The sequence below is a fragment of the Aerococcus kribbianus genome, from assembly GCF_026805545.1.
Lineage (GTDB): Bacteria > Bacillota > Bacilli > Lactobacillales > Aerococcaceae > Aerococcus > Aerococcus kribbianus.
This window is the reverse complement of the sequence record NZ_JAPRFR010000001.1, coordinates 607,651-631,751: the sequence shown is the minus strand read 5'-3', so window position 1 is coordinate 631,751 and position 24,101 is coordinate 607,651. Positions and strand designations below refer to the sequence as shown.

Here is a 24,101-nt window from a genome sequence, read left to right as displayed (position 1 = left end):
GGATGAAAAATAAATGGCATACGTATTTAATTTACCTGATGTCGGCGAAGGTATGGCAGAAGGCGAAATTGTCTCATGGTTAGTTGCTGTAGGAGACGAAGTTGCTGAAGAAGATCCAATCGTTGAAATTCAAAATGATAAATCCGTTGAAGAAATCTTTTCACCAGTTTCTGGTACTGTTCAAGAACTCCATTATGATGAAGGGGATGTTGCAACAGTAGGAACACCTTTAATCACATTTGCTGGTGAAGGTGACGACGCTGGGGCAGCAGCTCAAGAAGGAACAAGCGCTCCTGCTGAAAAACAAGCGCCTGCCCAAGAACAAGGTGGAAGTTTCTATCAATTCACTCTACCTGATGTTGGTGAAGGAATGGCAGAAGGTGAAATCGTTTCATGGTTAGTTGCTGAAGGCGACGAAATTTCTGAAGAAGATTCACTCGTTGAAATTCAAAATGACAAATCAGTTGAAGAAGTTGCTTCTCCAGTATCTGGTGTCATTAAACATATCTTAGTTGAAGCAGGAACAGTAGCCAATGTTGGTGATGTGTTAGCAGAAATCGATTCACCTGACAACAATGGTCAAGCAACAGGTGCAACTTCAACACCAGAATCTCCAGCTAATGAAGCAAAAGCTAACGATGCAGCGCAAGAAAGCCAAGCTCCTGCTCAAGGCTCTAGCCAAGGCAATGTTCCAGAGATTTCGGATCCTAATAAACAAGTATTAGCTATGCCTTCAGTGCGTAAATATGCTCGCGAAAAAGGCGTTGATATTTCAGCGGTATCTGGTTCTGGTAAAAATGGTCGTATCTTGCGTGAAGATATTGATAACTTTGACGGTCAAGCGGCACAAACAAGCACTGAAACAGCTTCTGCTAGTCAATCAGCAAGTGCTTCTGCACAAGCAGATAAGCAAGCAAGTGCTGATCAATCTGCTAATGAAGACGGCAGAGTTGAACACGTTAAGATGACACCAATGCGGAAAGCAATTTCTAAATCAATGGCAACATCTAAGTATACTGCACCGCAAGTCACCTTATTCAAGGATGTTGAAGTGTCTAAACTTTGGGATCACCGTAAGAAATTCAAGGCAATCGCTGCAGAACGTGAAACCAAGTTAACTTTCCTACCATATGCAGTAAAAGCTTTAATTGCAGCTGTTAAGAAATACCCACAATTGAATGCTTCAGTAGATGATGACAATCAAGAATTCATTTACAAGAATTACTACAATCTTGGTATTGCAACTGATACTGATGCTGGACTTTACGTGCCAAACGTGAAAGATGCTAACACCAAATCAATGTTTGACATTGCTGATGAAATTAATGACAAGGCTGGCCGTGCTCATGCCGGTAAACTATCTGCCAAAGAAATGGCTGATGGTACAGTATCAATTTCTAATATTGGTTCTGTTGGTGGGGAATTCTTCACTCCAATCTTGAACTACCCTGAAGTTGCGATTTTAGGTTTTGGTGCGATTGTACAACAACCAATCGTTAACGATGAAGGTGAAGTTAGCGTAGGTCGAGTATTGAAACTTTCATTAACATTTGACCACCGTATCGTTGACGGGGCAACTGGTCAAAAAGCCTTAAATGAAATTGCTCGTCTATTAAACGACCCAGAATTGTTATTAATGGAAGGATGATAAAAGAATGGTAGTTGGAGCTTTTGCAATTGAATTAGATACTGTTGTTGTCGGTTCCGGACCTGGTGGCTATGTGGCTGCCATCCGGGCGGCGCAATTAGGTCAAAAAGTGGCCATCATTGAACGTGAAAATATCGGTGGTGTCTGCTTGAATGTTGGATGTATCCCTTCTAAAGCTTTAATTTCAGCTGGACATGCTTACCACAATGCCCAAGCTGGTAATGAGGTATTTGGAGTTAAGTCATCTGGCGTTGAACTTGACTTTAAACGCACTCAAGAATGGAAAAACAATGAAGTAGTTAATACCCTAACTTCAGGAATTGAAATGCTCTTGAAGAAAAATAAAGTGGAAATTATCCGTGGTGAAGCTTACTTCAATAATGACAAAGAATTGACGGTTATGGGTGAAGGTGATGACCATCAATTGTATTCATTCAACCATGCCATCATCGCTACTGGATCAACACCAATCCAAATTCCAGGATTCAAATTTGGTGGTCGTGTCATCGATTCAACTGGTGCTTTGAATCTTGAAGAAGTACCTGAAAAATTAGTTGTTATCGGTGGTGGAGTGATCGGTTCTGAACTAGGTATGGCATACTCAAACCTAGGTTCTGAAGTCACTATTCTTGAAGGTTCTCCGCAATTATTACCAACATTTGAAAAAGATATGGTAAAAGTTGTTGAGAAGAAAATGAAAGAACGTGGCATCGAAACTCAAACGAATGCGATGGCTCAAGAAGCAGTGGATAATGGTGATTCAGTCACTGTTAAATATGAAGTAAACGGTGAAGCAAAAGAAATTACTGCTGACTATGTCCTTGTTTCTGTTGGTCGTCGTCCTAACACTGAAGAAATCGGTCTAGAAGGCCTAGGTGTGAAGATGTCTGACCGTGGCCTAGTTGAAGTTGATAACCAAGGACGTACCAGTGTTAAGAATATCTTCGCTATCGGAGATATCGTTCCTGGCGCAGCCCTAGCTCATAAAGCATCTTACGAAGGTAAGATTGCTGCTGAAGCTATCGCTGGTGAACCTGCAGCGGTTGACTACAAAGTAATGCCTTCAGTGGCTTACACTGATCCTGAATTGGCTTCTTATGGCTTGACTGAAAAACAAGCTAAAGAGCAAGGTCTAGATGTTCACTCCGCTAAATTCCCATTAGCTGGTAATGGACGTGCTCTATCTCTTGACCAAAAAGAAGGATTCGTTCGTTTAGTTGCTACTAAGGGAGACGAAGTTATTGTTGGTGCCCAAATGGTAGGTGTCAACGCTTCTGATGTAATGGCTGAACTTGGCTTAGCGATTGAAGCAGGTATGAATGCTGAAGATATTGCCTTGACTATTCATGGTCATCCAACTTTATCTGAATCAGTAATGGATACTGCAGAAGCCATCCTCGGCATGCCAATCCATATGTAATTTAGCGATAACCCCCGACAGAATATCATCTGTTGGGGGTTATTTTTTAGTCAGTTATCAGGAATATTATAAGAAGAATAATTGTCTTTAAATACAGCATCAATTATTTTTATTATGCCTTCTATTGAACTATAATAATTTTTTAATTTCTAATAGGAAGGATTTATTATTATGCGCTTTCTTGATATTACTATTGAGACACTTTCTCAGCATCAGAATTTTGCTAGTAAACAATTTGAGGGCTTGGACTGGGGTGGGTCGCAAATGCTTGCCCAAAAAATCAACAAGCAAAATTTACTAGCTTCTGAACATATTCTCTTACTAATTGATGACAACACATCTCGGCCGCAATTAATAGGGCATGGCGCTTTATTACAAGAAGACATTGTGAAAGGACTTAATCTTTCTCCTTTTATTGCTGCAATTTACGTGCACCCCGACTATCGTGGCCAAGGTTATAGTTTAAAGATCACAGACCACTTAATGACGATTGCACACCTAGAAGGTTATAATCGTGCGTATATTGTGACTAAACATAAAGGTTTATATGAGAAATTAGCTTTCAAACAAATTGATTTAGTCACAAATATCAAGGGAGAAACCATGCGTTTGTTGACAAGATCCATAATTCACCTTGAGGATGACAAATCTGACAATGAAGTAAATTCAGCAAAAGATTGATATAGGAAAAATAAATAGGATTTATAATCATTAGTTTTGCTCCTAGAAGCGATTTTCTAGGAGTTTTTCTATTGTTTTTAAGCGTTAAGTCCTTCAAACGTTCATCGATTGCGAGGCAAATGAAGTAAGTCACGGAATTGGTAATTTTTTGTTATAATAGCACAGAGACACGAAAGGAGGGGATAATAATGGCTAATTATGCTTATCCCATTGACCCGTCTTGGTCAGTTACTGAAATGGATACTGTCATTCGTTTCCTAAATACCATCGAAGCAGCCTATGAAACTGGGGTTGCCAAGGATAAAATTCTCACAAATTATAAGGCTTTTAAAAGGGTTATCCCGAGTAAAATGGAAGAAAAACAAATTGGGCGTGAATTTGCGAAAGTCTCTGCCTATGAAATTTATCCCACTGTAAAACTTGCTCAAGAAAGTGACAAAAAAACAATTCATATGTCAGCCAAATAAGGAGGAAATGTTATGGATGTATTGATGCGTCGGGATTTAATTATTGACTGGGTGGAGACTGCTGCCCAAGAAATCAAAACGCAAATGTCTAATGACTTAGAAGTGGAAAGTAAGTCCAACCGTAAAGACCTGGTCACTAAACTGGATAAAGCCACAGAAACTTTTTTTAGAAAACAAATAAACCACTATTTCCCTGGTGAAGGCATATTGGGAGAGGAAGGAATGGGTGAGACGGTTGAAAACTTAACTGGACCAGTATGGATTATCGATCCTATTGATGGCACAGCAAATTTTGTTCTTCAACACAACCATTTCGCTATTATGATTGCTTTTTATGAGGATGGCCTTGGACAAATTGGTGTCATTTATGATGTCATGGCTGATGAATTATTTGTCGGCATTAAGGGTCAAGGTGTCACATGGAATGGCCATACATGGCAGCCCCCGTTTACAGATAAGCCGCTTGACCAAGGCCTGCTGGCAGTGAATGGGTCTTTGTTAATGGCAAATCGTTGGCAAGTTCAAGAGCTCATTGACCAAGCTATGGGTCTACGTATTTATGGTTCAGCAGGCTTAGAATTCTTAGCGGTAGCCAAGGGTGAACTGTTGGCTTATATCAGTCCCAATCTTAAGCCATGGGACATTGCTGCTGGTGCAGTAATCTGTGAAGAGTTGGGTATCAAGCTTTCCCAGTTTGATGGTTCAGCCATTGATTATCTAGCCGCTAATCCAATTATTCTCGCTTATCCAAAAAGCCACCAAAAAATTCGCCACCACTACGATTCAAACAAATAAAACTAGCCATAAGCCCCCTATAGTGGTAAAATAAAACGGCAGTTTGTGTTGTTTTAAGACACAGTTTAATGAAAAGACAAAGTAAAATGGAGGAATTCACAGAATGGCAACAAGAGACGACATTCGTAACATTGCAATCATCGCGCACGTTGACCACGGTAAAACTACCCTAGTGGATCAATTATTACAACAATCTGATACCCTAGACGAACGTGCTAAGCTTGATGAACGCGCAATGGATTCAAATGCCATTGAGAAAGAACGTGGCATTACGATTCTTTCAAAAAATACGGCAGTTAACTATCAAGGCAAACATATCAATATCTTAGATACCCCAGGACACGCGGACTTCGGTGGTGAGGTTGAACGGATTATGTCTATGGTAGACGGTGTCTTATTAGTAGTGGATGCCTATGAAGGAACCATGCCACAAACCCGTTTCGTTCTGAAAAAAGCCTTAGATGCGGGTGTAGTACCTATTGTTGTTGTTAATAAAATCGATAAACCATCTGCTCGTCCTCTTGAAGTAGTTGATGAAGTCATTGATTTAATTATCGAATTAGGTGGGGATGAAGATCAGTTAGAATTCCCAGTGGTCTACGCTTCTGCCTTGAACGGGACATCTAGCTATGCTCCTGATCCAAGTAAACAAGAAGAAACTATGGCTCCTGTTTTCGAATCGATTTTGGAATATATTCCTGCACCAGAAGATAACAGTGACCAAGCCCTTCAATTCCAAATTTCTATGTTAGATTATAACGACTATGTGGGTCGAATTGGTATTGGGCGTATCTTCCGTGGCTCCATTAAAGTAGGGGACCAAGTCGCCCTTAACAAATTAGACGGTACTAGCAAAAACTTCCGTGTCAGCAAATTATTTGGATTCCTTGGTTTAGACCGGGTCGAAATTGATGAAGCCCAAGCAGGCGACCTAATTGCTGTTTCTGGTATGGAAGATATCTTCGTGGGAGAAACCATTACTGACACACAAGTGCAAGAACCTCTTGAACCACTACGTATAGACGAACCAACCCTACAGATGACTTTCTTAACCAACAACTCGCCTTTTGCTGGGCAAGAAGGAGATCACGTTACTTCACGTAAATTGGAAGAACGCTTGAAATATGAATTACATACTGATGTTTCATTACGAGTAGAAGACACTGAATCGCCTGATGCTTGGGTTGTTTCTGGACGGGGCGAATTACACTTGTCTATCTTGATTGAAAACATGCGTCGGGAAGGCTATGAATTACAAGTGTCTCGACCTGAAGTTATTGTTCGTGAAATTGACGGGGTAAAATCTGAACCTTTTGAATATGTCCAAGTGGATACTCCAGAAGAATACCAAGGCTCAATCATTGAATCGCTTAACGAACGTAAGGGACAAATGCAAAACATGATCAACTCTGGTCGTGGCATGACGCGTTTAGAATACCTAGTGCCTGCCCGAGGAATGATTGGTTACACCACAGAATTCATGTCTATGACTCGTGGTTACGGAATTATCAACCACACCTTTGATTCTTACCAACCATATATCAACGAGCAAATTGGTTCTCGTCCTCGCGGTGCCCTTGTGTCTATGGAAAATGGTAAAGCAACCACTTATTCCATTATGAACTTAGAAGACCGGGGAACAATCTTTATCGAACCAGGTACCGAAGTTTATGAAGGAATGATTGTTGGAGAAAACTCTCGTCAAGAAGACCTTGCTGTAAATATCGTTAAGGCTAAAAACTTAACCAACGTTCGTTCCGCAACCAAAGACCAAACCTCAGTCATCAAGGCGCCACGAGTGTTAAACTTGGAAGAATCATTAGAATTCATGGGTGATGATGAATACTGCGAAGTTACTCCTGAAAATATTCGCTTACGTAAACAGATTTTAAATAAAGCTGAACGTGCCAAAGCTAACAAACGTAAAAATAGCAAATAGGATAAAATAAAAACGACCACAGCAATTCGCAGTGGTCGTTTTTTATTATAACGTTTATAGAATATGGTAAGAAAATCAAAAGAGTTTTCTAAATAGTTTAATATTATATAGTTAAGTCAAGTGAAGTAAGTGTGGCACATCTTGCTACTAGCTTTTAAGATTTCTTTTTAATTGTGATTCCTTTTTCGGATAAAATTTCCTTATGCTATAATAGAGACCATGATTATATAGACTTATCGGAGGTCATTATGGCAAGACAAAATGTGGGAGTTCGCTTAGGCAAGTGGCTCCTAAACCGAATAAAAATTTTCTATAAAGAAGTCGATAAACCTATCTATATTCTCAGTCATTTATTGATGATGATTGGGATTTTGATGGTTTATACTGCTAGTTCATACAAGGCCATCAGTGAAGGAGACGCAGCTACTGCTTATATGTTTCGTCAGCTTGTCTTTGTTGTTATTGGCCTCGGACTTATCTTCTTTCTTGGGCAAATGAATATTGCCATTTTTAGACGGAAAAAATGGATGTATGGTTTGCTATTGGCTATGGTTTTAGCTATGGCTTTAGTGTGGACGATTGGACCAACTATTAACGGGGCCAAGGGTTGGCTACGAATTGGTAGTTTTTCCATTCAGCCAATCGAGTTTGCCAAGCCTATCGTTGTTGTTGTATTAGCCAATCTCTTAGGCCTTCACCAAGAAGAATTGGTGTCCGGTAATTTATGGAGTGTCATCAAATCAGAATCCAAGGTTAGCATTGCCTTAGTTTTGATATTAGGCATTACCTTCTTTTTACCTGACTTTGGTGGGATGGCCATTGTTGCTTCTATTATTGCTTTGATGATCTTAGCAAGTGGTGCCCCTGCCAAGTGGTTTAAACGTAGCTTATTAGGAGTTGGTGTAGGCTATGTTATCATGCTAATAATTTTACATTTCTTTGACTTTTCTCACATTGATAATTATCAAATTCGCCGGTTTACAGCCTTTGCCAATCCTTTCGCTTATGCTCAGGGGGATGGGTTGCAATTAGTTAACTCTTATTATGCCTTTGCCTTAGGAGGATTAATGGGTCAAGGGCCAGGGAATTCAATCCAAAAAACAGGTTATATTCCTGAAGCCCATAATGACTTTATTATGGCGATAATTGGTGAAGAATTTGGCTTCTTTGTTACCTTGTTAATTATTGCTATTTACTTCGCTTTAATTATTTATCTGTTAATGAAGTCAACTAAGATGAGAACAATTTTCTTGCAATTGATTTTAGTTGGTGTAGCGGGTTACTTCTTTGTTCAAATCTTTATCAACCTTGGTGGGGTTCTCGGTCTTATTCCTATCACCGGGGTAACTCTTCCCTTCCTAAGTTATGGAGGATCATCGGTGCTCGCCTCTTCTATTATGATTGGACTTGCCCTTGCTGCCATCCGACGTGACCAACGTGAACGCCAAGAACCTACTAATATCAAAGACTATCAATAAAAGGGTGTGAGTTAATCGCGGTAACTCCGATTCCTTGGATCGAAGTGTGTAGGATATAAAAAAACAGCCAACTAGAAATTGAAACGACTGAGTCATAACTCGGTCGTTTTTTATTACATTCAATTCTTGAGGGTAAGTCCATTGTTCATATTTGCTAGCAATGTGTGCTAAAATAATAACGATAGATATAAAGGGTGCTAAGGATTAGCCTAATAGTTAACCAGTATAAGCTGAGCTGAAAATGGCAAGTCTTGCCCCTGAAAGGATGTAAATAATGATTAAGAAAGTATTAGTCGCTAACCGAGGCGAGATTGCTATCCGTGTGTTTCGAGCATGTTTTGAATTGGGTATTGAAACCGTAGCAATCTATGCCAAGGAAGATGAAGCCTCTGTTCACCGTTTTAAGGCTGATGAGTCTTACTTAGTAGGTGCGGGAAAGAAACCTGTGGAAGCTTATTTAGATATTGAAGGGATTATTGCCATTGCCAAGGATACTGGTGCGGATGCCATCCACCCTGGTTATGGTTTCTTATCTGAAAATGTCCACTTTGCCCGTCGTTGTGAAGAAGAGGGCATTATTTTTATTGGACCAAGTTCAACCACATTGGATATGTTCGGGGACAAGGTGAAAGCACGGCAAGCAGCCTTGGATGCTGAAATTCCTTTGATACCAGGATCTGATGGTCCTGTTTCAGGAGTAGAAGAGGTTTATGATTTTGCTGACCAGGTAGGTTATCCTATCATGGTCAAAGCCGCTCTCGGTGGTGGTGGCCGGGGAATGCGAGTAGTTCATTCGCGAGAAGAATTAGCAGAAAAATATCAAACCGCGCAATCAGAAGCTGAGAAAGCTTTTGGATCAGGAGAAATGTATGTTGAAAAATACATTGAAAACCCTAAGCATATTGAGGTCCAAGTGATTGCTGATCAAGACGGTAATACAATGCATTTATGGGAACGGGATTGCTCAGTGCAACGTCGCCACCAAAAAGTGGTCGAAGTGGCACCAACTGTATCAATGACTATGGATGTTCGCCATGCTATTTGTAACACAGCTCGTGATTTCTTAGCTAGTGTGGGTTATACCAATGCCGGAACAGTGGAATTCTTACTTGATGGAGAAGACTTCTATTTTATTGAAGTGAACCCTCGAGTTCAAGTGGAACACACCATCACTGAAGAAATCACTGGGGTTGATATTGTACAAACCCAAATTCGCATTGCAGATGGGCAAAGCTTATCCCAAGCGGGACTACCAGACCAAGCTGCTCTACCGCTTAATGGCTATGCTATCCAATGCCGGGTGACAACCGAAGACCCTAACAATGACTTCTTCCCTGCCACTGGTAAGGTGAATACTTACCGGTCACCAGGTGGCTTTGGAGTACGTTTGGATGCGGGTAATGGCTTCCAAAATACTGTCATTACCCCTTATTTTGACTCAATGCTCACTAAGTTAATTGTCAAGGCCACAAGTTTTGAAGATACCGTTGCTAAAATGAACCGGTCCTTACGGGAATACCGGATTCGTGGGGTAGAAACCAATTTGCCTTTCGTACGTAATGTCATCAATCATGAAGTCTTCAAATCAGGACAAGCCACTACGACCTTTATCGATAATACACCAGAATTGTTTGATTTTCCTAAGAGTCGTAACCGTGACCGTGGAAATAAGACCTTACAATATATAGGAGACACCACTATCAATGGTTTTCCAGGTTTAGCCAAGCAAGATAAGCCTTATTTTGCTAAGGCAGAGATTCCAGAATTCGCTAAAAAAGAAGCTGATGGGCCGACTGCCAAGCAAATTCTAGACCATCAGGGGGTAGAAGCTGTTAAAGACTATGTCAAAAATTCTTCTGACCTCTTATTAACAGATACGACTATGCGTGATGCCCACCAAAGTCTAATTGCAACCCGAATGCGAACTCGTGATATGCTAAAAGCAGCTAAGGTCCAAGAAGCAGTTAATCCTGACATGTTCTCTATGGAAGTTTGGGGTGGGGCGACCTTTGACTCTGCTTTGCGTTTTCTTACTGAAGATCCATGGCAACGCTTGGAAGCTTTGCGGGCTGCCATGCCTAATACGCTCTTGCAGATGCTCTTTAGAGGGGCCAACGCAGTGGGTTATACCTCCTATCCTGACAATGTCTTAAAAGAATTCATCCAACAATCAGCCCAATCAGGTATCGATGTCTTCCGGATTTTCGATAGTTTAAATTGGACCAAACAAATGGAAAATTCAATCCAATATGTGAAAGACACCGGAAAAATCGCAGAAGCGACCATGTGCTACACAGGAGACATCTTGGCAGCTAATCCTGGTAAATACAATTTAAAATACTATGTTGACCTCGCCAAAGAATTGGAAAAATTAGGGGCTGATATATTAGCGATTAAAGATATGGCTGGTTTGTTGAAACCTCAAGCTGCTTATGCTTTAGTTTCAGAATTGAAGAGCCAAATTGACCTACCTATCCACTTGCATACTCATGACACAGCAGGTAATGGTATCATGACCTATGTCAAGGCTGCTGAAGCAGGAGTGGATGTGGTTGATGTGGCAACAGCAGCTTTTTCTTCCACTACCAGTCAACCAGCAATGACTTCCCTCTACTATGCGATGGAGCATTCTGAACGAGTGCCTAAACTAGACCCTCGCAATAGTCAATTATTGAACCAATATTGGTCAGGCGTTCGTCATTATTATGAAGCCTTTAATTCTGGCTTAAAAGTGCCTGAAACTGAAATTTATCGCACAGAAATGCCAGGTGGCCAATACACTAACCTCCAACAACAAGCGCAAGCCGTTAACTTAGGTGACCGTTGGAATGAAGTTAAAGCCATGTATCATGATGTTAACCTCTTGTTTGGGGATATTGTTAAGGTAACACCTTCATCCAAGGTTGTGGGTGATATGGCCTTATTCATGGTGCAAAATGACCTCAGCATTGCTGATTTCTATGAACAGGGTTCACATATTGACTTCCCACAATCTGTCATTGATTTCTTCTCGGGTAAATTAGGCCAACCGGCTGGTGGTTTCCCAGAGGACGTGAAGAATATTATCCTTAAAGGTGGCCCTGCTAGCACTGAACGCCCTGGTGCCTTGTTAGCAGATGTTGATTTTGAAGCCACCCGACAAGAAATTATTGCTAAGTTAGGTGAGGACGATGTGGATGACCAAGATGTTTTGTCATACCTCATGTATCCAGACGTTTTCATTGATTACCGTCACAAGTTAGATAAATATTCCGACCTTTCTTTAATTGATACACCAACCTTCTTTTACGGTATGAAACCGGGTGAATCGGTAAATATCGAAATTGAAAAGGGTAAGGTGCTCTTTATCCGCTTGATTCAGATTGGTGAAGTGGACCACAACGGTAACCGTATTATGTTCTTTGAATTGAATGGTCAACGTCGAGAAATTGTAGTAGCTGATGCAAGTTACATGCATAAGGTAGCAAGTCGGCGTAAAGCAGATAAGTCTAATCCTAATCATATCGGCGCAACCATGCCAGGCAGCATCTTAGATGTTCCAGTAGCAGTTGGCGACCAGGTAAAAGCAGGCCAAGTGATTGTGGTCTCAGAAGCCATGAAGATGGAAACTACTATCAAGGCACCTAGTGCTGGTACCATCAAGGACATCCTCGTCGGTGCGGGTGATCAAATTGAATCTGGTGACCTCTTAATTGAAATGGAAAAATAAGAAAGTGAGGTGCCGGCTATGTCAGAATCACGGAATGAAAATTTTGATTTAACTAGCCGCCAAGAACTTATTGTTTGGTTATATTCCACGAAAAAGGTTAAACAACTAAAAAAACACGGCTTCCTTTATTTTGTATCGCGCAAAATGAAGTATGCTATCTTGTACACTAGCGCAGACCAAGCTGAGGCGAGCCAAGATCGTATTAGCAAATTGCGATTTGTTCGCTCAGTGGAAGTGTCTCCACGCCAGCGATTATCAATGGATTTTGACCAAGTACTGCCTTACCTTGAAAGTAAAATGAACCAAGAAATAAGTAAAAGTGAATAAGTCAGTGCACAAGCAAGTGGAGACTTGATAATACCAATCAAACAGACGTGATTTAACCATCACGTCTGTTTTTATTTAGATTGGCTTTGCCTAGAGTAGTCGACATGGAAGTGACCAAGCTTAATTCAAAATTAGTCTAATATTGCTTGTGAATTTGATAGCTTAATAAGCTTGTAATTAGTAAGTTGCTTGTGAATATCTATAAATCGTAATAGTATTTTTTATTGTAGGTGAGCGCTTTTTATGTTAAGCTTGGACCATAAAAATAAGTTTAGGAGGCCTTTTCCATGATTGAATTTAAGGAAGTCAGTAAAAAGTATGACACCACCCTGGCTATGGACCGGGTGTCACTTACCATTGCTGATGGTGAAGTTTTTGGTTTAATTGGTCATAATGGGGCAGGTAAATCGACTACTATTAAGAATTTAGTGAGTATCATTGAACCTAGCCAAGGCGAAATTCAGGTTGACGGGAAAACATTGACTAAGGATGACCTTGAAACTAAGGCCAAGATTGCCTATGTGCCAGATTCACCTAATATGTTTTTAAATCTAGCGGCAGGTGAATATTGGGAATTAATGCGGGTAGCTTATGGTATTTCTGTACAAGATGCTCAAGCTAAAATAGAGGAATTTACGTATTTATTTGCTTTAGAAGGCAAACAGAACCATTTGATTAAATCCTTTTCTCACGGAATGCGCCAAAAAGTTTTCCTAATTGGAGCCTTACTGGTTAACCCTAAAATTTGGGTAATGGATGAGCCGATGACGGGTCTTGATCCTCAGGCCATCTTTGACCTTAAACAAAGGATCACTGACCATGCTCAAGCTGGCAACATTGTACTGTTTTCCAGTCATGATTTAAATACGGCTGAAGAGTTGTGTGACCACATTGTCATTTTACGGCAGGGTCAAGTTAAGTATGATGGCACGGTAGAGCAATTGAAACGCGACCATGATAATGCGAGCTTAGAAAAAATCTACCTGGATATGATTAAACAGTATGATCAGGCAGATACCCAAACAGCTACTAGCGAAGCAGGTGATCAGTAATGCGCTGGTCAGCAGTTTATGAACTATTTAAGGTTAATATGTATGATGCCTATGCTCAACACCTCTCTAATACGCGTAAGAAAAATGTCAAAAAAACGACAGATAAGTATATTCCAGTGATGAAAAATGTGTGGTTTTCTCAGCTTATCACTATAATTGCTAGTTTATTTTTGGCTTTTTTGATGGCAACTCAAGCTGGCCAATTAAAGGGGTATCCCGGCCTATATTCTAACTTTATGGTTGTTATGGCGTTATTTATGTTTGTCAGTATCGCCCAAAGCTTTTCTAATTTAGTGCTGGATGCCAATGATCGTGAAGAATATTTTCCCTTACCCTTTACCCAGCAGGAAATATTTACCTCTAAGCTGTTATCTATGGTTATGGTGATTATTCCCTTTCAAATTGCGATTTGGGCTACCATGGTATTTCTAGGGGACAATCTTATTTATGGTCTACTAGTTGGTTTTCTTTTATCGACTATTTTTATCCTCTTTATTTCCGCGCTCTTATTATTGATTTTAAATTTTCTGTTTAAAATTCCTTTTGTACAACAACATCGTAAGGCAGTTATGATTGGTTTTTATGCGGTAGGGGGCATTGCTTGGTTCGCCTTGTATATGCGGTTGATTCTTTGGAACTCTCGCCATATTGGTATGGGTGTTGTGGTACCAGATATGCCAACTTTACCAATTTCGGTTTCTTTCTACCATGTGTTGGTGACTCCTCAAGCAATTGGCCACTGGTTAGTTATTTTAGCGGTTCTGGCTTTTACAATTGCTAGCTTGATTTATGTTTCCGGTCATTTCGGTCAAAATTTGAACCAAGAATCAGGCAATCAAGAAAATTCAGTAGTGAAAACAGCTGAAATTGGAACTGGAAGAGATATTAATCATTTACTCTTCAAATATAATTTCAAACAAATAAAGGATCCTTCCTTGGCAGGACAAATTTTGTTGAATGAAGTGCTCGTTGTAGTGATTGGGTCTTTTTCCTTGGTTCCTATAGCTAGACAGGAACGTTTATTTGCGGATATGACCTGGGAGTATTTCGGCCTATTTCTGATCATAGGCTTCTTTCTCCCTATGATTATGCAAGTCTACCTGTCTTTCTCTAGAGTTATTATTTCTGTAGACAAGGAAAATTATAATTTTATGGCAAGTTTGCCTATTACGCGTAAGGACTATCTCCTCAATAAATTTAAAACCGGTTTTCTGATTGACTTTGTTATTGCTATCTTTTTAGTGGTGATCTTGATGGCTATCATGCTAGTGCCACCATTACTTATCTTAGTTAGTATCCTAGGTGTTATTTTGGGTGTGGCTTTTGTGGCCTTTGTTAACTTAAAGGGCGACTACCGTGACTTGAAACTAGACTGGTCGAACTTAGAAGACTTGATGTTTAGACACGGTAAACTAGGTATGGTAATTAAGCAAATCGTTGTAATACTAGGATTATTCTTACTTATTTTAGCGATTAGCCTTTCTTATTTAGCACCGGTTGCGCCGCTAGTCTTGTCATCGCTTTATGGCTTTGCCATCATCTTGTTTATGGGAATCTTTTACTTCCTTTCTGTGCGACCTTTCTGGAATAAACTTTAAATATAAATAGGTGACCAGGCTTAGACTATTATGGCTGTTTAAATCCATAGTGGTCTAGGCCTGTTTTTTGTTTGGCTTTTGACTAGTAAGTCTGCTAGGATAGATAAAGACTATTAGAGGAGGTGGGTCAGCATGCGTATAATCGCTGGCCAATATGGAAAACGCCGTCTAAAAGCGGTTCCTGGTAAGAATACCCGACCAACGACAGATAAAATTAAGGAATCTTTGTTTAATATTATTGGCCCTTATTTTTCTGAAGAGACGCGAGTTTTGGATCTCTATGCAGGTTCAGGCGCTCTGGGTATCGAAGCTCTCTCCCGAGGAGCAGGCCAATTAGTCGCCTGTGAAAGACATCGGGCAGCTATAACAACGATTAAGGAAAATATTAATGATCTAGGGATCCAAGACCAGGTATCCCTCTTAACGGGTGATAATCGTAAAACCTTAAGTGACTTACGCCAAAAAGATAGGAATCTGTCTTTTGATTTAGTTTTTCTTGACCCGCCTTATAAGCAACAAAAGTTAGTGGAAACCATCCAAGCATTGGTTGCTGACGCTTGGTTGAGTGACCACGTGCTCTTGGTGTGTGAAATGGACAAGCATGACACTATGCCAGAGACAATTGCTGGTTTAGAAAAGACCCGTGACCAAGTCTATGGAATCACGCGCTTAGTCTTCTACCAGTGGCCAGAGGAGGATTAGATGGAAAGAAAAGCACTATATGCAGGTAGTTTTGATCCCTTGACACTGGGGCATGTGGATATGATTCAGCGCGCGGCAAGAATGTTTGACCATGTCTATGTGGCAGTAGCCATTAATACCAGTAAGAAGTCATTATTTACAGGGCAAGAAAAGCTTGACCTAGCCAAGGCAGCTTTAGACCAGCTAAGTAATGTGACCGTCTTAGAATTAAAATCAGGCTTAACTGTTGATTTTGCTCAGGAACTCGGAGCCCAGGTTTTAATTCGTGGTTTACGTAATACCAAGGATTTTGAATATGAAACGTCTATTGCCATGATGAATAAATTACAAAATGCTGATGTCGAAACGCTTTTTCTATTGTCAGATGAACGTTATCGTTTCGTATCTTCTTCTTTAATCAAGGAAGTGGCCCAATTTGGGGGCGATATCTCTTCCTTGGTACCGGATGTGGTTGCCCAAGCCATCGCTGAAAAATTAGCGACAAAAAATAATTAAATTTTCAGAAAAAGTGGAATAAAATAACAAAATCTCCCGTATTTATAAGTGATGAACTTTTAAATAGGGGAGGTTTTTTGATGGATATACGGGAATGGGTGGAAAGTCACTTTAATTTTGATGAAAGCCTTACTAGCTGGCAGGGGAGAAAGAAATTTATTGTCATCGGTTTAAGCTTTGTCCTTGCGCTACTAGGAGCGATTGTGCTTTATGACCATTTTTATCCGCGTCAAGTAATAGAGCCTAATCAGACAGAAGACTTATTGATGGAAGAAGAGACTGCCTTAGTCGCAAGCCAGGAGGAGACACCTCTTGATCAAGAGTTAAAGTCAAGTAGTTCAGCTTTAGACTCAAGCTCGATTGATCAGTCTAGCCAAGCCAATAACCAACAAGAACAAGTTCAGAGTCGTGGCTATGTGGATATTAAAGGGGCCGTGAAAAATCCTTCTATCTATCCCATTGAGGGGGAAATGCGAGTTTATGATGTCATTGATTTAGCAGGTGGCTTAACTGACCAAGCCGACCAAAGTCAAGTCAATTTAGCACAACGTGTAAGTGATCAGATGGTCGTTTATATTCCCAAGGAGGGTGAAAGTGTGCCTGCGACTTTGACCATGGCAGCGTCTGAAACGAATTCTGACGACCAATCATCAAACACTGCTAAGGATTCGGACCTGATTAATATCAATACAGCTGATGTTAGCCAGTTAGAAGAAATTAGTGGCATTGGAGCCAAAAAAGCTGAAGAAATTATTCGTTACCGAGAAGATCAGGGTCCTTTTAAGTCAGTGGATGATTTAGAAAATGTTAATGGCATTGGGGCTAAAACTTTGGAACGACTACGTACAGAAGTGACGGTTCAATGAGGGAGTGGCTAATTTTTCCTAGCTTGGCCGCAGCTTCTCTAGCCTTGATGACCTTTCATTCAGCTTGGTGGGGTCTTGTCTTACTTTATCTAAGTATCAGAGTCTATTGCTTAAGAGATGGACGGATCTTCTATAGTTATGTAATAATACTGGTTTTAGTTGTCATCTCAGCTTATTGCCAGCGTCCTCGTTTAGCGCCAGCAGTTACTGACAACCAGGCAAGCTTCACTGTAAGAATGCCCATAAATCAGCTTAGTGTTGATGGCGACCAAGTCGCTTTTAAGGGACAAGTGGTAGACTCCGATCACTTGCAAAAATACGTCCAATGCTATTACCGTTTAGGGTCTGAATCGGAAAAAGCGGATTGGTTAGCCTTAGATGAGAGTGTCGTCTTAGAGGTTGAGGGACACTTGGAATTACCCAAGGAAAACCGTAATCGTCAGCTTTTTAATTATCGCCGTTACTTAAAGCAGAAAAATATTTATTATATTCTAGTAATCGATACTGTTACCATCTTTGGTCCCGACCAGTCACTTAGTGGACGCTGGGCACAAGGGGTTTATCGTTTTATTAATAAGTTTTCTGATATGACTCCAACCCTGGTGAGGGATTACAGCCTGTCCTTATTTTTTAACCAATCAGACGCAATCAGTCAGCCTGTTTACCAAGCCTATCAGAAATTGGGCTTGATTCACCTTTTTGCTATATCAGGTTTCCATGTTAATTTCTTGCTCAAACAAATGAAGAACATATTTCTTCGCTTAGGTCTTAGTGTTGAGGCTTTTGATTATTTGGCCTTAGCTTTTTTGCTTGTTTATACTGCCGCTCTAGCCTTTCCTCATGGCTTATTACGGGCTAGTGGGGCTTATTTATATAATAGTTGGCAAATACGCCATAACCGGGAGCCTTCAACTTTTGTTGGTACAGCGGGAGTCATGCTCGCCACACTTTTTTTAAAACCTAGTGCGGTGTTATCTTTAAGTTTTCAACTCTCTTATTTGCTGGCCTTTACTATTATTCTGATGGGAAGGGCTTTGGCCAAGTGGCAAGGAGCGTTCTGGCTAAGGGGCTTACTGCTAAACTTCTTATGTAGTCTACTTATTATGCCTATTTTAATGATTAATTTCCATGAATTTTCTTGGTTGAATTTACTTTTGAACGGGCTTTATTCCTTTATTTTTGCCAATTTTCTCTTCCCCGGTTTGCTTTTGGCTATGGGGCTTCATTTGTTAGATTGGCAGCTTGTCTCACGACCCTTATTGTGGGTCTTAAACTGGCTGATTCAAGGTGTAGAGAATTTTAGTTTATGGGCTCAATCCTGGTCTTTTTTTCATTGGATTACGGGGCAACCTCCCTTATATTTACTAGCCATACTTTTAACGAGTATTTTATGTTTTTGTCTAGCTTTGGAAGGTCGTCGTTATATCAAAATTGCCAGTTTATTTTTAACCCTAAGCCTACTTCTTGTTTATATTTCTCCCTATCTAAATCCTTGGGGGATCGTGCAAATGATAGATATTGGCCAAGGAGACTGTTTGTTAGTGTCTTAGCCACACCAGCGGGCAGTTTATTTGATTGATGTGGGAGAACGCATGGTTTTTGACCAAGAGGACTGGCAGAAGAAGGACACTGCTAGCACAGTTAGCCGGCATGTTCTACCTTCCTTGAAGGCCTTGGGGGTGAGACATATCGATGGCATTTTTATTACTCATGGTGATTATGATCATATGGGGGGGTTGGAAGAATTAGCTGCTGAATATCCAATTGACCGCATTTATTTGCCTATTGGGATGGCCCAAGCCACTGATAAGCTTACTAGTATTAAACAAATTGCTCAGAATAACTCTGCTCATAGTCAAATTACTTGGGTTAAAACGGGTGACCATTGGGAGTTAGGCCCAACGACTTATTTACAGGTCTTGGCTCCTAATGACTTAGGGTCCGGTAATAATGAAGATTCCTTAGTCATGTGGGGAAAATTTGGTCCCCATTCGATTCTTCTGACAGGCGACGCTGATGGAAAAGGAGAAAGCCAAACCATGACAGAACTTGAACGCTTAGATCTTGATGTTGATATTCTCAAGGTGGCCCACCACGGTTCAGATCATTCGACATCAGCAGCTTATATTACAGCTGTTGATCCTAACTATGCTTGGATTTCTGTAGGGGCCAATAATCGCTATGGTCATCCAGCTGACCGGGTATTGGCTGACTTACAAGAAACGGGGACGAGAATCATGCGAACTGATCAAATGGGTGGTGTCTACTATCATTTCACCCAAAATTCCGCTAAAATAAAGCTAACAGCCTAAGAATGGGAGAGGAGATAAGTATGGACCTTCAGACAGCTATCCAAAACATAAAACAAGGAAAAATTGCACCAGTCTATTTTATCCAAGGTCAAGAAAACTATTTGATTGACCGTTTGGAGGACACTTTAATTCAGGATTATCTGGCTGGGGAGAAGAATGACTTTAATTATATTTCCTTTGATATGGAGGCTGTTCCTATCCAAGATGCGATTATGGAAGCTAATACCCTGTCCTTCTTTAATGAGAAGCGACTTATAATGGTACGGCAGCCGTATTTCTTGACGGCCACTAATAAGCGGACAGGAATTGACCACCAAACGGATACTCTCTTAGATTATGCCAAGGCACCAGCCCCTGATGTAGTTTTAGTAGTTGTGGCAAATTATGAGAAACTTGATAAACGGAAAAAAGTAGTCAAAAAACTACAAGACCATGCTCAAGTGGTGGATGCCACAGAAATGCAGGAAGGGCAAGTCAAAAATTATATCCAAGCCCTAATTAAAGATGCCCACAAAGAAATTGCACCCCAAGCTTTGGCAGAGTTCCTTAAACGGACTAATTACCAACTTACACAATCGGTCAATGATTTGGAAAAATTGCTCCTATTTACTGGCGACTACAACAACATCACTAAGGAAAATGTAGAAAAAGTAGTGAGTCCCACTCTAGATGATGAAGTATTCCATTTAACCGATTACGTCATCACCAGGAAAACAGAAGCTGCCTTGACTCTTTACCGGAATTTAATTGCCCAGAAAAAGCAGCCCATTGCTATGCTGGCCTTGTTGGAATCTAATTTCCGACTCTATACACAAATTGCTCAATTGCAACGTTTAGGTTATGATCAGGGTTCTATAGCTAAAAGCCTCAAAGTCCACCCTTACCGTGTAAAAATTACCAGCCGACAAATGCAAGCCTATCCACCCGCCCGTTTGATGCAAGGCTATATGCGCTTAGTTGAATTAGATGATGCCATAAAAACTGGTCGAATTGATGAAAATCTCGGTATGGAATGGTTTATTCTCGATTTCTGTGGCCAAGCAAGTTAAAGATAGAAAAAAACACCGCCTAGAATCTGCTGACTCTAGGCGGTGTTTTATGAAACTTATTTATTTAATTTTTGTGCCAAACGTGATTTATCACGGGCAGCTTTGTTGTCGTGGATTAAGTTTTTGTTAGCTGCTTGGTCAATTAATTTAGACGCTTCTTGGAATAGAGCTTCTTGGTTGTCAGTTCCGTTCTCAACAGCACTTTCAAAACGTTTCTTAGCAGTACGCATTTCGCTAACTAATTTAGAGTTATGTGCGTTACGCGCATCTGTTTGCCGTGCACGTTTGATTGCAGATTTAATGTTTGCCATGTGTAATACACCCACTTTCTTCGCATGTAATCTAGTGAAAAAGTCACTAACAGAAATATTATACTGAATTTCCAGTAAAATCGCAAGCGAATTATTTTGAGAAAGACAAAAAATCCTATATGAATGTAAGCGTTGACCATTGAGTTGATTTTCGTTATGATGAATAAAGAAAAATACATATTGGGGTGCCGCAAGCGGCTGAGATTATACTCATTGAACCTGATAGAGTTAGGACTCGCGCAGGGAGAATAAGTGGAACACAAGAAATCACATCTTATGGATTAAGTGAATGGTGTGAGTGTTAACGTGTTAGATTTTTGTCAGACTAATGGTTAGTCAGTCACCAGCACCCCAATTAGAATGGGGTGCTTTTTATATGCCTAATTATCAAGCAGAAATCGCAGCATGCTCCCAAGCGGTTAGGGACAAAATGCCTTTTACGCCTTCCATTACTAATGTGGTGACGGTGAATTTAGTGGCAAATGCTCAAATCGCTGTGGGTGGTCGGCCAGCCATGCTTTACTTGGCGGATGAAGGAATCAATATGGTCCAAGCCTGCGATAGTTTCTATATTAATTTGGGGACACTCTTTCCAAGTCACCGGGAAGCCGTCCAAGAAACCATTGCTAGCTTACAGGCTAGCCACAAAGCTTGGGTTTTAGACCCAGTAGGTTTGGGTAAGGGGGCTGACCATAATGCCTTAATTGCTTATATCAAGGACCATCCGGCTACTATTATCAAGGCCAATGCGTCGGAAATTATGACCTTGGCACAGACTTGGGGATTGATTTCCCAAGAAACAGAACAAAATTATGTAGGGGTCGATAGTCGACATGAAGTCAATCAAGCACAAGCAGCTGCACTAGCTCTAGCTCGTCATAGTGGTGGTGTGGTCGTAGTGACCGGGCAGAGTGATTTAGTGACTGATGGAAATCGAATGCTTTATTCGCTCGGAGGATCAGATTGGATGGAAAAAATTACCGGAGCTGGTTGTATCTTAGGTGGGGTGATGGCAGTTTATGCTGCTGTAGCCCAAGACCCTTTTATTGCGGCTTTAACAGCGATTAATGCCTTTAACCTGGCCGGTAAACAGGCGGATGGGGCAAAGGGACCAGCCTCTTTCCAAACGCAATTTATTGATCGTCTTTATCAAAATTCAGCCCGTGAAGTGAGCCAGATTCCCGTGATTGAACAAGGAGAGGAGGATTAGATGTCTATGCGTGAAAATTTAAATATTAGCCATTACTTAGTGATTGGTCCAGAAAATACTCTAGGACGTGATCCTGTAGCCATCGTTGACCAAGCGATTACAGCTGGTATTCGCTGCGTGCAAATTCGTGCCAAAGAGTCATCTGCCCAAGAAATCATTACCTTGGCTAAAGGGATGGCCCAAACCATTGCCCAACGTCATTTGAGTGATCAAGTGTGTTTGTTGATTAATGATCGTTTAGATGTGGCCCTAGCCTGTCGGGATTTAGGGATTAAGGTTGATGGGGTCCATGTCGGTCAATCAGATGTTCCAGTTGAGGTCTGCCGGCATTATCTTGGCCCCGATGCTGTTATTGGATTTTCGGCTGCGACCAAGGAGATGTTGACTTATGTTCAGAATTTAGACTTGGCACCTATTGATTATTTAGGGGTAGGGCCCCTTCATCCTACTGCTACCAAGGCAGATGCGGGCTATTATGGTGACGATGATAAGATTCATTTGCATTCCTTAGCAGAAATTAAGACCTTGGCTGCCGCTACACCGATTCCGATTGTGGTTGGCGGTGGGGTGACGGTCGCTGATTTAACTGACTTGGTAGCTACAGGAGTGGCAGGGTATTTTGTAGTTTCTGCCATTGCCGGGGCTCAAGACCCTGGTCAAGCCAGTCACGATTTAGTCACAACTTGGCAAGCCGCTAGTAAAGGAGAAGATAGCCATGTTTAAAGTATTAACTATCGCTGGTTCCGACTCATCAGGAGGCGCCGGCATCCAAGCCGATTTAAAAACCTTTTTAGCAACAGGTGTCTATGGTATGTCCGCCATTACCGCCATTACTGCTCAAAATACACAAGGCCTTACTACATCAGAAATCCTATCTGCTGATCTGTTACGCGCACAGATTGCTGCGGTTTTTGATGATATTCGTCCGGATGTGGTGAAAATCGGTATGATTGGGAATACAGAATCTATCCATACAGTAGCGGAAAGTTTACAACATTATCAAGCTAAGAATATTGTCCTAGATCCGGTCATGGTAGCCACATCGGGGTCAGCCCTCTTTAATCCAGAAGAATTAGCCGCCTTAACCCAGACGCTATTTCCGCTAGCAGATTTATTGACGCCCAATATCAGTGAAGCTGAAACCATTCTGGATTGTAAAATTACTAATGAAGAAGCTATGGAAGTAGCTGGTCAAGCTATTTTTGACCAATACGGATGCCCCTGTCTCATTAAAGGAGGCCATATGGCTGGCCAAGCGGATGATGTCTTAGTTTGGAGTGAAGGTATTCATTGGTTTAGAGGTCAACGCATTGCAAATCCCAATACCCATGGCACCGGTTGTAGTTTATCATCCGCTATTGCCTCCTATTTGGCACAGGACAATGACCTGCTGACTTCTATTCAAGCCGGAAAAGATTATCTCACTGCCATAATCGGTGCTCAACTAGACCTAGGTCAAGGGTCAGGACCGCTTGATCATGGCTACTTATTGAGAAAGGAAGATAACCATGAAGCTTAAAAAATTAGTATTTACCGGGGTGTTTATCGCCTTATCTTTTGTCCTATCCTCAGTGATTGTGTTTCCTAATATGGCGCCTATTCAACATTTGATGAACGTTTTGGGGGCAGTCTTTTTAGGTCCTTATTATAATGCCTTTTCAGCTTTTGCTTCTGGTGGCCTACGGATGGTGTTAAGTGGTCGCAGTTTTATTGCGACGTCAGGCTGGATTGGTGCGTTATTGTCAGGTCTCATTTATAAGCATACCCAAAGCAAGTTTTGGACAGCTATTACGGAAATGATTGGGTCCGGGATTATCTCGGCTATTGTCTATTATTTCCCCATGGCAGGTATTTTTGGCCTAGACCTTCCTAATGCTTGGTATTTCGTGCCTTTCTTCCTCCCATCAGCGACTATTGGAGCCATTATGGGCTATGTTATTTTACAAGTTTTCGGACGGTCACTTTTAAAGAAATTAGCTAGTGATCACTAATAACTTGAACCGTTAATTAATTGAGCTCTATACTCGGAGTCTTTGCCTTGC

Annotated in this window: 22 protein-coding genes and 1 riboswitch; of the genes, 21 read left to right on the top strand and 1 reads right to left on the bottom strand. The window is 41.0% G+C overall.

From position 1 onward, the window contains the following. The first annotated feature begins 13 nt into the window (after positions 1-13). The 17 genes from OW157_RS02950 to holA all read left to right on the top strand — a co-directional run bounded on the left by OW157_RS02950 (position 14) and on the right by holA (position 20,538). The gene (locus OW157_RS02950) at positions 14-1,648 is read left to right on the top strand and encodes a 2-oxo acid dehydrogenase subunit E2 (protein ID WP_268752772.1); all 1,635 of its coding nucleotides are present in this window, start codon (positions 14-16) and stop codon (positions 1,646-1,648) included. 7 nt (positions 1,649-1,655) lie between these two features. After that, positions 1,656-3,068, top strand: coding sequence for a dihydrolipoyl dehydrogenase (gene lpdA, locus OW157_RS02945; protein ID WP_268751840.1), 1,413 nt, complete (start codon positions 1,656-1,658; stop codon positions 3,066-3,068). 171 nt (positions 3,069-3,239) lie between these two features. Continuing rightward, complete coding sequence (locus OW157_RS02940) at positions 3,240-3,749, top strand: GNAT family N-acetyltransferase (protein ID WP_268751839.1); 510 nt, start codon at positions 3,240-3,242, stop codon at positions 3,747-3,749. A gap of 188 nt (positions 3,750-3,937) precedes the next feature. Then, positions 3,938-4,216, top strand: coding sequence for a UPF0223 family protein (locus tag OW157_RS02935; protein ID WP_417882738.1), 279 nt, complete (start codon positions 3,938-3,940; stop codon positions 4,214-4,216). Between the two features lie 12 nt (positions 4,217-4,228). Next, entirely contained in the window at positions 4,229-5,011 is a 783-nt protein-coding gene (locus OW157_RS02930) for an inositol monophosphatase family protein (RefSeq protein WP_268751838.1), read from the top strand. 103 nt (positions 5,012-5,114) lie between these two features. Beyond that, positions 5,115-6,950 (top strand): translational GTPase TypA, encoded by a 1,836-nt coding sequence (gene typA, locus OW157_RS02925; RefSeq protein ID WP_268751837.1) that lies wholly within the window; start codon positions 5,115-5,117, stop codon positions 6,948-6,950. A gap of 248 nt (positions 6,951-7,198) precedes the next feature. After that, positions 7,199-8,428: an FtsW/RodA/SpoVE family cell cycle protein gene (locus OW157_RS02920; protein ID WP_268751836.1), complete on the top strand. Its 1,230-nt coding sequence runs from the start codon at positions 7,199-7,201 to the stop codon at positions 8,426-8,428. Between the two features lie 277 nt (positions 8,429-8,705). Further along, the gene (locus OW157_RS02915) at positions 8,706-12,137 is read left to right on the top strand and encodes a pyruvate carboxylase (RefSeq protein ID WP_268752243.1); all 3,432 of its coding nucleotides are present in this window, start codon (positions 8,706-8,708) and stop codon (positions 12,135-12,137) included. An 18-nt stretch (positions 12,138-12,155) separates the two neighbouring features. Further along, positions 12,156-12,464, top strand: coding sequence for a YlbG family protein (locus tag OW157_RS02910; protein WP_268751835.1), 309 nt, complete (start codon positions 12,156-12,158; stop codon positions 12,462-12,464). 287 nt (positions 12,465-12,751) lie between these two features. After that, complete coding sequence (locus tag OW157_RS02905) at positions 12,752-13,516, top strand: ABC transporter ATP-binding protein (protein WP_268751834.1); 765 nt, start codon at positions 12,752-12,754, stop codon at positions 13,514-13,516. After that, positions 13,516-15,114 carry a hypothetical protein gene (locus OW157_RS02900; RefSeq protein WP_268751833.1) on the top strand — a complete coding sequence of 533 codons (1,599 nt, stop codon included), beginning with the start codon at positions 13,516-13,518 and terminating at the stop codon, positions 15,112-15,114. Before OW157_RS02905 ends, OW157_RS02900 begins: the two co-directional genes overlap by 1 nt. A 132-nt stretch (positions 15,115-15,246) precedes the next feature. Next, a complete protein-coding gene (gene rsmD / locus OW157_RS02895; RefSeq protein WP_268751832.1) occupies positions 15,247-15,816 on the top strand; it encodes a 16S rRNA (guanine(966)-N(2))-methyltransferase RsmD in 570 nt (189 codons plus the stop codon). Further along, positions 15,817-16,311, top strand: coding sequence for a pantetheine-phosphate adenylyltransferase (gene coaD, locus OW157_RS02890; protein ID WP_268751831.1), 495 nt, complete (start codon positions 15,817-15,819; stop codon positions 16,309-16,311). Positions 16,312-16,391: 80 nt separating this feature from the next. Beyond that, positions 16,392-17,177: a helix-hairpin-helix domain-containing protein gene (locus OW157_RS02885; protein ID WP_268751830.1), complete on the top strand. Its 786-nt coding sequence runs from the start codon at positions 16,392-16,394 to the stop codon at positions 17,175-17,177. Beyond that, the gene (locus tag OW157_RS02880) at positions 17,174-18,727 is read left to right on the top strand and encodes a ComEC/Rec2 family competence protein (RefSeq protein ID WP_268751829.1); all 1,554 of its coding nucleotides are present in this window, start codon (positions 17,174-17,176) and stop codon (positions 18,725-18,727) included. Before OW157_RS02885 ends, OW157_RS02880 begins: the two co-directional genes overlap by 4 nt. A gap of 21 nt (positions 18,728-18,748) precedes the next feature. Next, a complete protein-coding gene (locus OW157_RS02875) occupies positions 18,749-19,489 on the top strand; it encodes a ComEC/Rec2 family competence protein (protein ID WP_268751828.1) in 741 nt (246 codons plus the stop codon). 20 nt (positions 19,490-19,509) lie between these two features. Further along, a complete protein-coding gene (holA, locus tag OW157_RS02870) occupies positions 19,510-20,538 on the top strand; it encodes a DNA polymerase III subunit delta (RefSeq protein ID WP_268751827.1) in 1,029 nt (342 codons plus the stop codon). A 56-nt stretch (positions 20,539-20,594) separates the two neighbouring features. Here the strand turns inward: holA and rpsT are convergent, their stop codons facing one another. Continuing rightward, positions 20,595-20,849: a 30S ribosomal protein S20 gene (gene rpsT, locus OW157_RS02865; protein ID WP_268751826.1), complete on the bottom strand. Its 255-nt coding sequence runs from the start codon at positions 20,847-20,849 to the stop codon at positions 20,595-20,597. A gap of 171 nt (positions 20,850-21,020) precedes the next feature. Continuing rightward, a riboswitch (TPP riboswitch) is annotated at positions 21,021-21,112 on the top strand. Between the two features lie 113 nt (positions 21,113-21,225). Here rpsT and thiM point away from each other — a divergent pair. Genes thiM through thiW form a run of 4 tightly spaced genes read left to right on the top strand, consistent with a single transcriptional unit; the run spans position 21,226 to position 24,050 of the window. Beyond that, positions 21,226-22,059, top strand: coding sequence for a hydroxyethylthiazole kinase (gene thiM, locus OW157_RS02860; RefSeq protein WP_268751825.1), 834 nt, complete (start codon positions 21,226-21,228; stop codon positions 22,057-22,059). Then, the gene (locus OW157_RS02855; RefSeq protein ID WP_268751824.1) at positions 22,060-22,782 is read left to right on the top strand and encodes a thiamine phosphate synthase; all 723 of its coding nucleotides are present in this window, start codon (positions 22,060-22,062) and stop codon (positions 22,780-22,782) included. After that, positions 22,775-23,578, top strand: coding sequence for a bifunctional hydroxymethylpyrimidine kinase/phosphomethylpyrimidine kinase (gene thiD / locus OW157_RS02850; protein ID WP_268751823.1), 804 nt, complete (start codon positions 22,775-22,777; stop codon positions 23,576-23,578). Before OW157_RS02855 ends, thiD begins: the two co-directional genes overlap by 8 nt. Beyond that, positions 23,568-24,050: an energy coupling factor transporter S component ThiW gene (gene thiW / locus OW157_RS02845; RefSeq protein WP_268751822.1), complete on the top strand. Its 483-nt coding sequence runs from the start codon at positions 23,568-23,570 to the stop codon at positions 24,048-24,050. The genes thiD and thiW overlap by 11 nt, the downstream gene beginning before the upstream one ends. Positions 24,051-24,101 lie beyond the last annotated feature (51 nt).

Excerpts from the sequence above, each read along its gene's own strand:
- thiM (WP_268751825.1), top strand. The coding sequence starts at position 21,226 with ATGCCTAATTATCAAGCAGAAATCGCAGCATGCTCCCAAGCGGTTAGG.
- lpdA (WP_268751840.1), top strand. The coding sequence starts at position 1,656 with ATGGTAGTTGGAGCTTTTGCAATTGAATTAGATACTGTTGTTGTCGGT.
- OW157_RS02885 (WP_268751830.1), top strand. The coding sequence starts at position 16,392 with ATGGATATACGGGAATGGGTGGAAAGTCACTTTAATTTTGATGAAAGC.
- OW157_RS02880 (WP_268751829.1), top strand. The coding sequence starts at position 17,174 with ATGAGGGAGTGGCTAATTTTTCCTAGCTTGGCCGCAGCTTCTCTAGCC.
- OW157_RS02855 (WP_268751824.1), top strand. The coding sequence starts at position 22,060 with ATGTCTATGCGTGAAAATTTAAATATTAGCCATTACTTAGTGATTGGT.
- rpsT (WP_268751826.1), bottom strand. The coding sequence starts at position 20,849 with ATGGCAAACATTAAATCTGCAATCAAACGTGCACGGCAAACAGATGCG.
- thiD (WP_268751823.1), top strand. The coding sequence starts at position 22,775 with ATGTTTAAAGTATTAACTATCGCTGGTTCCGACTCATCAGGAGGCGCC.
- OW157_RS02950 (WP_268752772.1), top strand. The coding sequence starts at position 14 with ATGGCATACGTATTTAATTTACCTGATGTCGGCGAAGGTATGGCAGAA.
- OW157_RS02900 (WP_268751833.1), top strand. The coding sequence starts at position 13,516 with ATGCGCTGGTCAGCAGTTTATGAACTATTTAAGGTTAATATGTATGAT.
- OW157_RS02940 (WP_268751839.1), top strand. The coding sequence starts at position 3,240 with ATGCGCTTTCTTGATATTACTATTGAGACACTTTCTCAGCATCAGAAT.
- rsmD (WP_268751832.1), top strand. The coding sequence starts at position 15,247 with ATGCGTATAATCGCTGGCCAATATGGAAAACGCCGTCTAAAAGCGGTT.
- thiW (WP_268751822.1), top strand. The coding sequence starts at position 23,568 with ATGAAGCTTAAAAAATTAGTATTTACCGGGGTGTTTATCGCCTTATCT.
- OW157_RS02935 (WP_417882738.1), top strand. The coding sequence starts at position 3,938 with ATGGCTAATTATGCTTATCCCATTGACCCGTCTTGGTCAGTTACTGAA.
- OW157_RS02920 (WP_268751836.1), top strand. The coding sequence starts at position 7,199 with ATGGCAAGACAAAATGTGGGAGTTCGCTTAGGCAAGTGGCTCCTAAAC.
- OW157_RS02930 (WP_268751838.1), top strand. The coding sequence starts at position 4,229 with ATGGATGTATTGATGCGTCGGGATTTAATTATTGACTGGGTGGAGACT.
- typA (WP_268751837.1), top strand. The coding sequence starts at position 5,115 with ATGGCAACAAGAGACGACATTCGTAACATTGCAATCATCGCGCACGTT.
- holA (WP_268751827.1), top strand. The coding sequence starts at position 19,510 with ATGGACCTTCAGACAGCTATCCAAAACATAAAACAAGGAAAAATTGCA.
- OW157_RS02905 (WP_268751834.1), top strand. The coding sequence starts at position 12,752 with ATGATTGAATTTAAGGAAGTCAGTAAAAAGTATGACACCACCCTGGCT.
- OW157_RS02910 (WP_268751835.1), top strand. The coding sequence starts at position 12,156 with ATGTCAGAATCACGGAATGAAAATTTTGATTTAACTAGCCGCCAAGAA.
- coaD (WP_268751831.1), top strand. The coding sequence starts at position 15,817 with ATGGAAAGAAAAGCACTATATGCAGGTAGTTTTGATCCCTTGACACTG.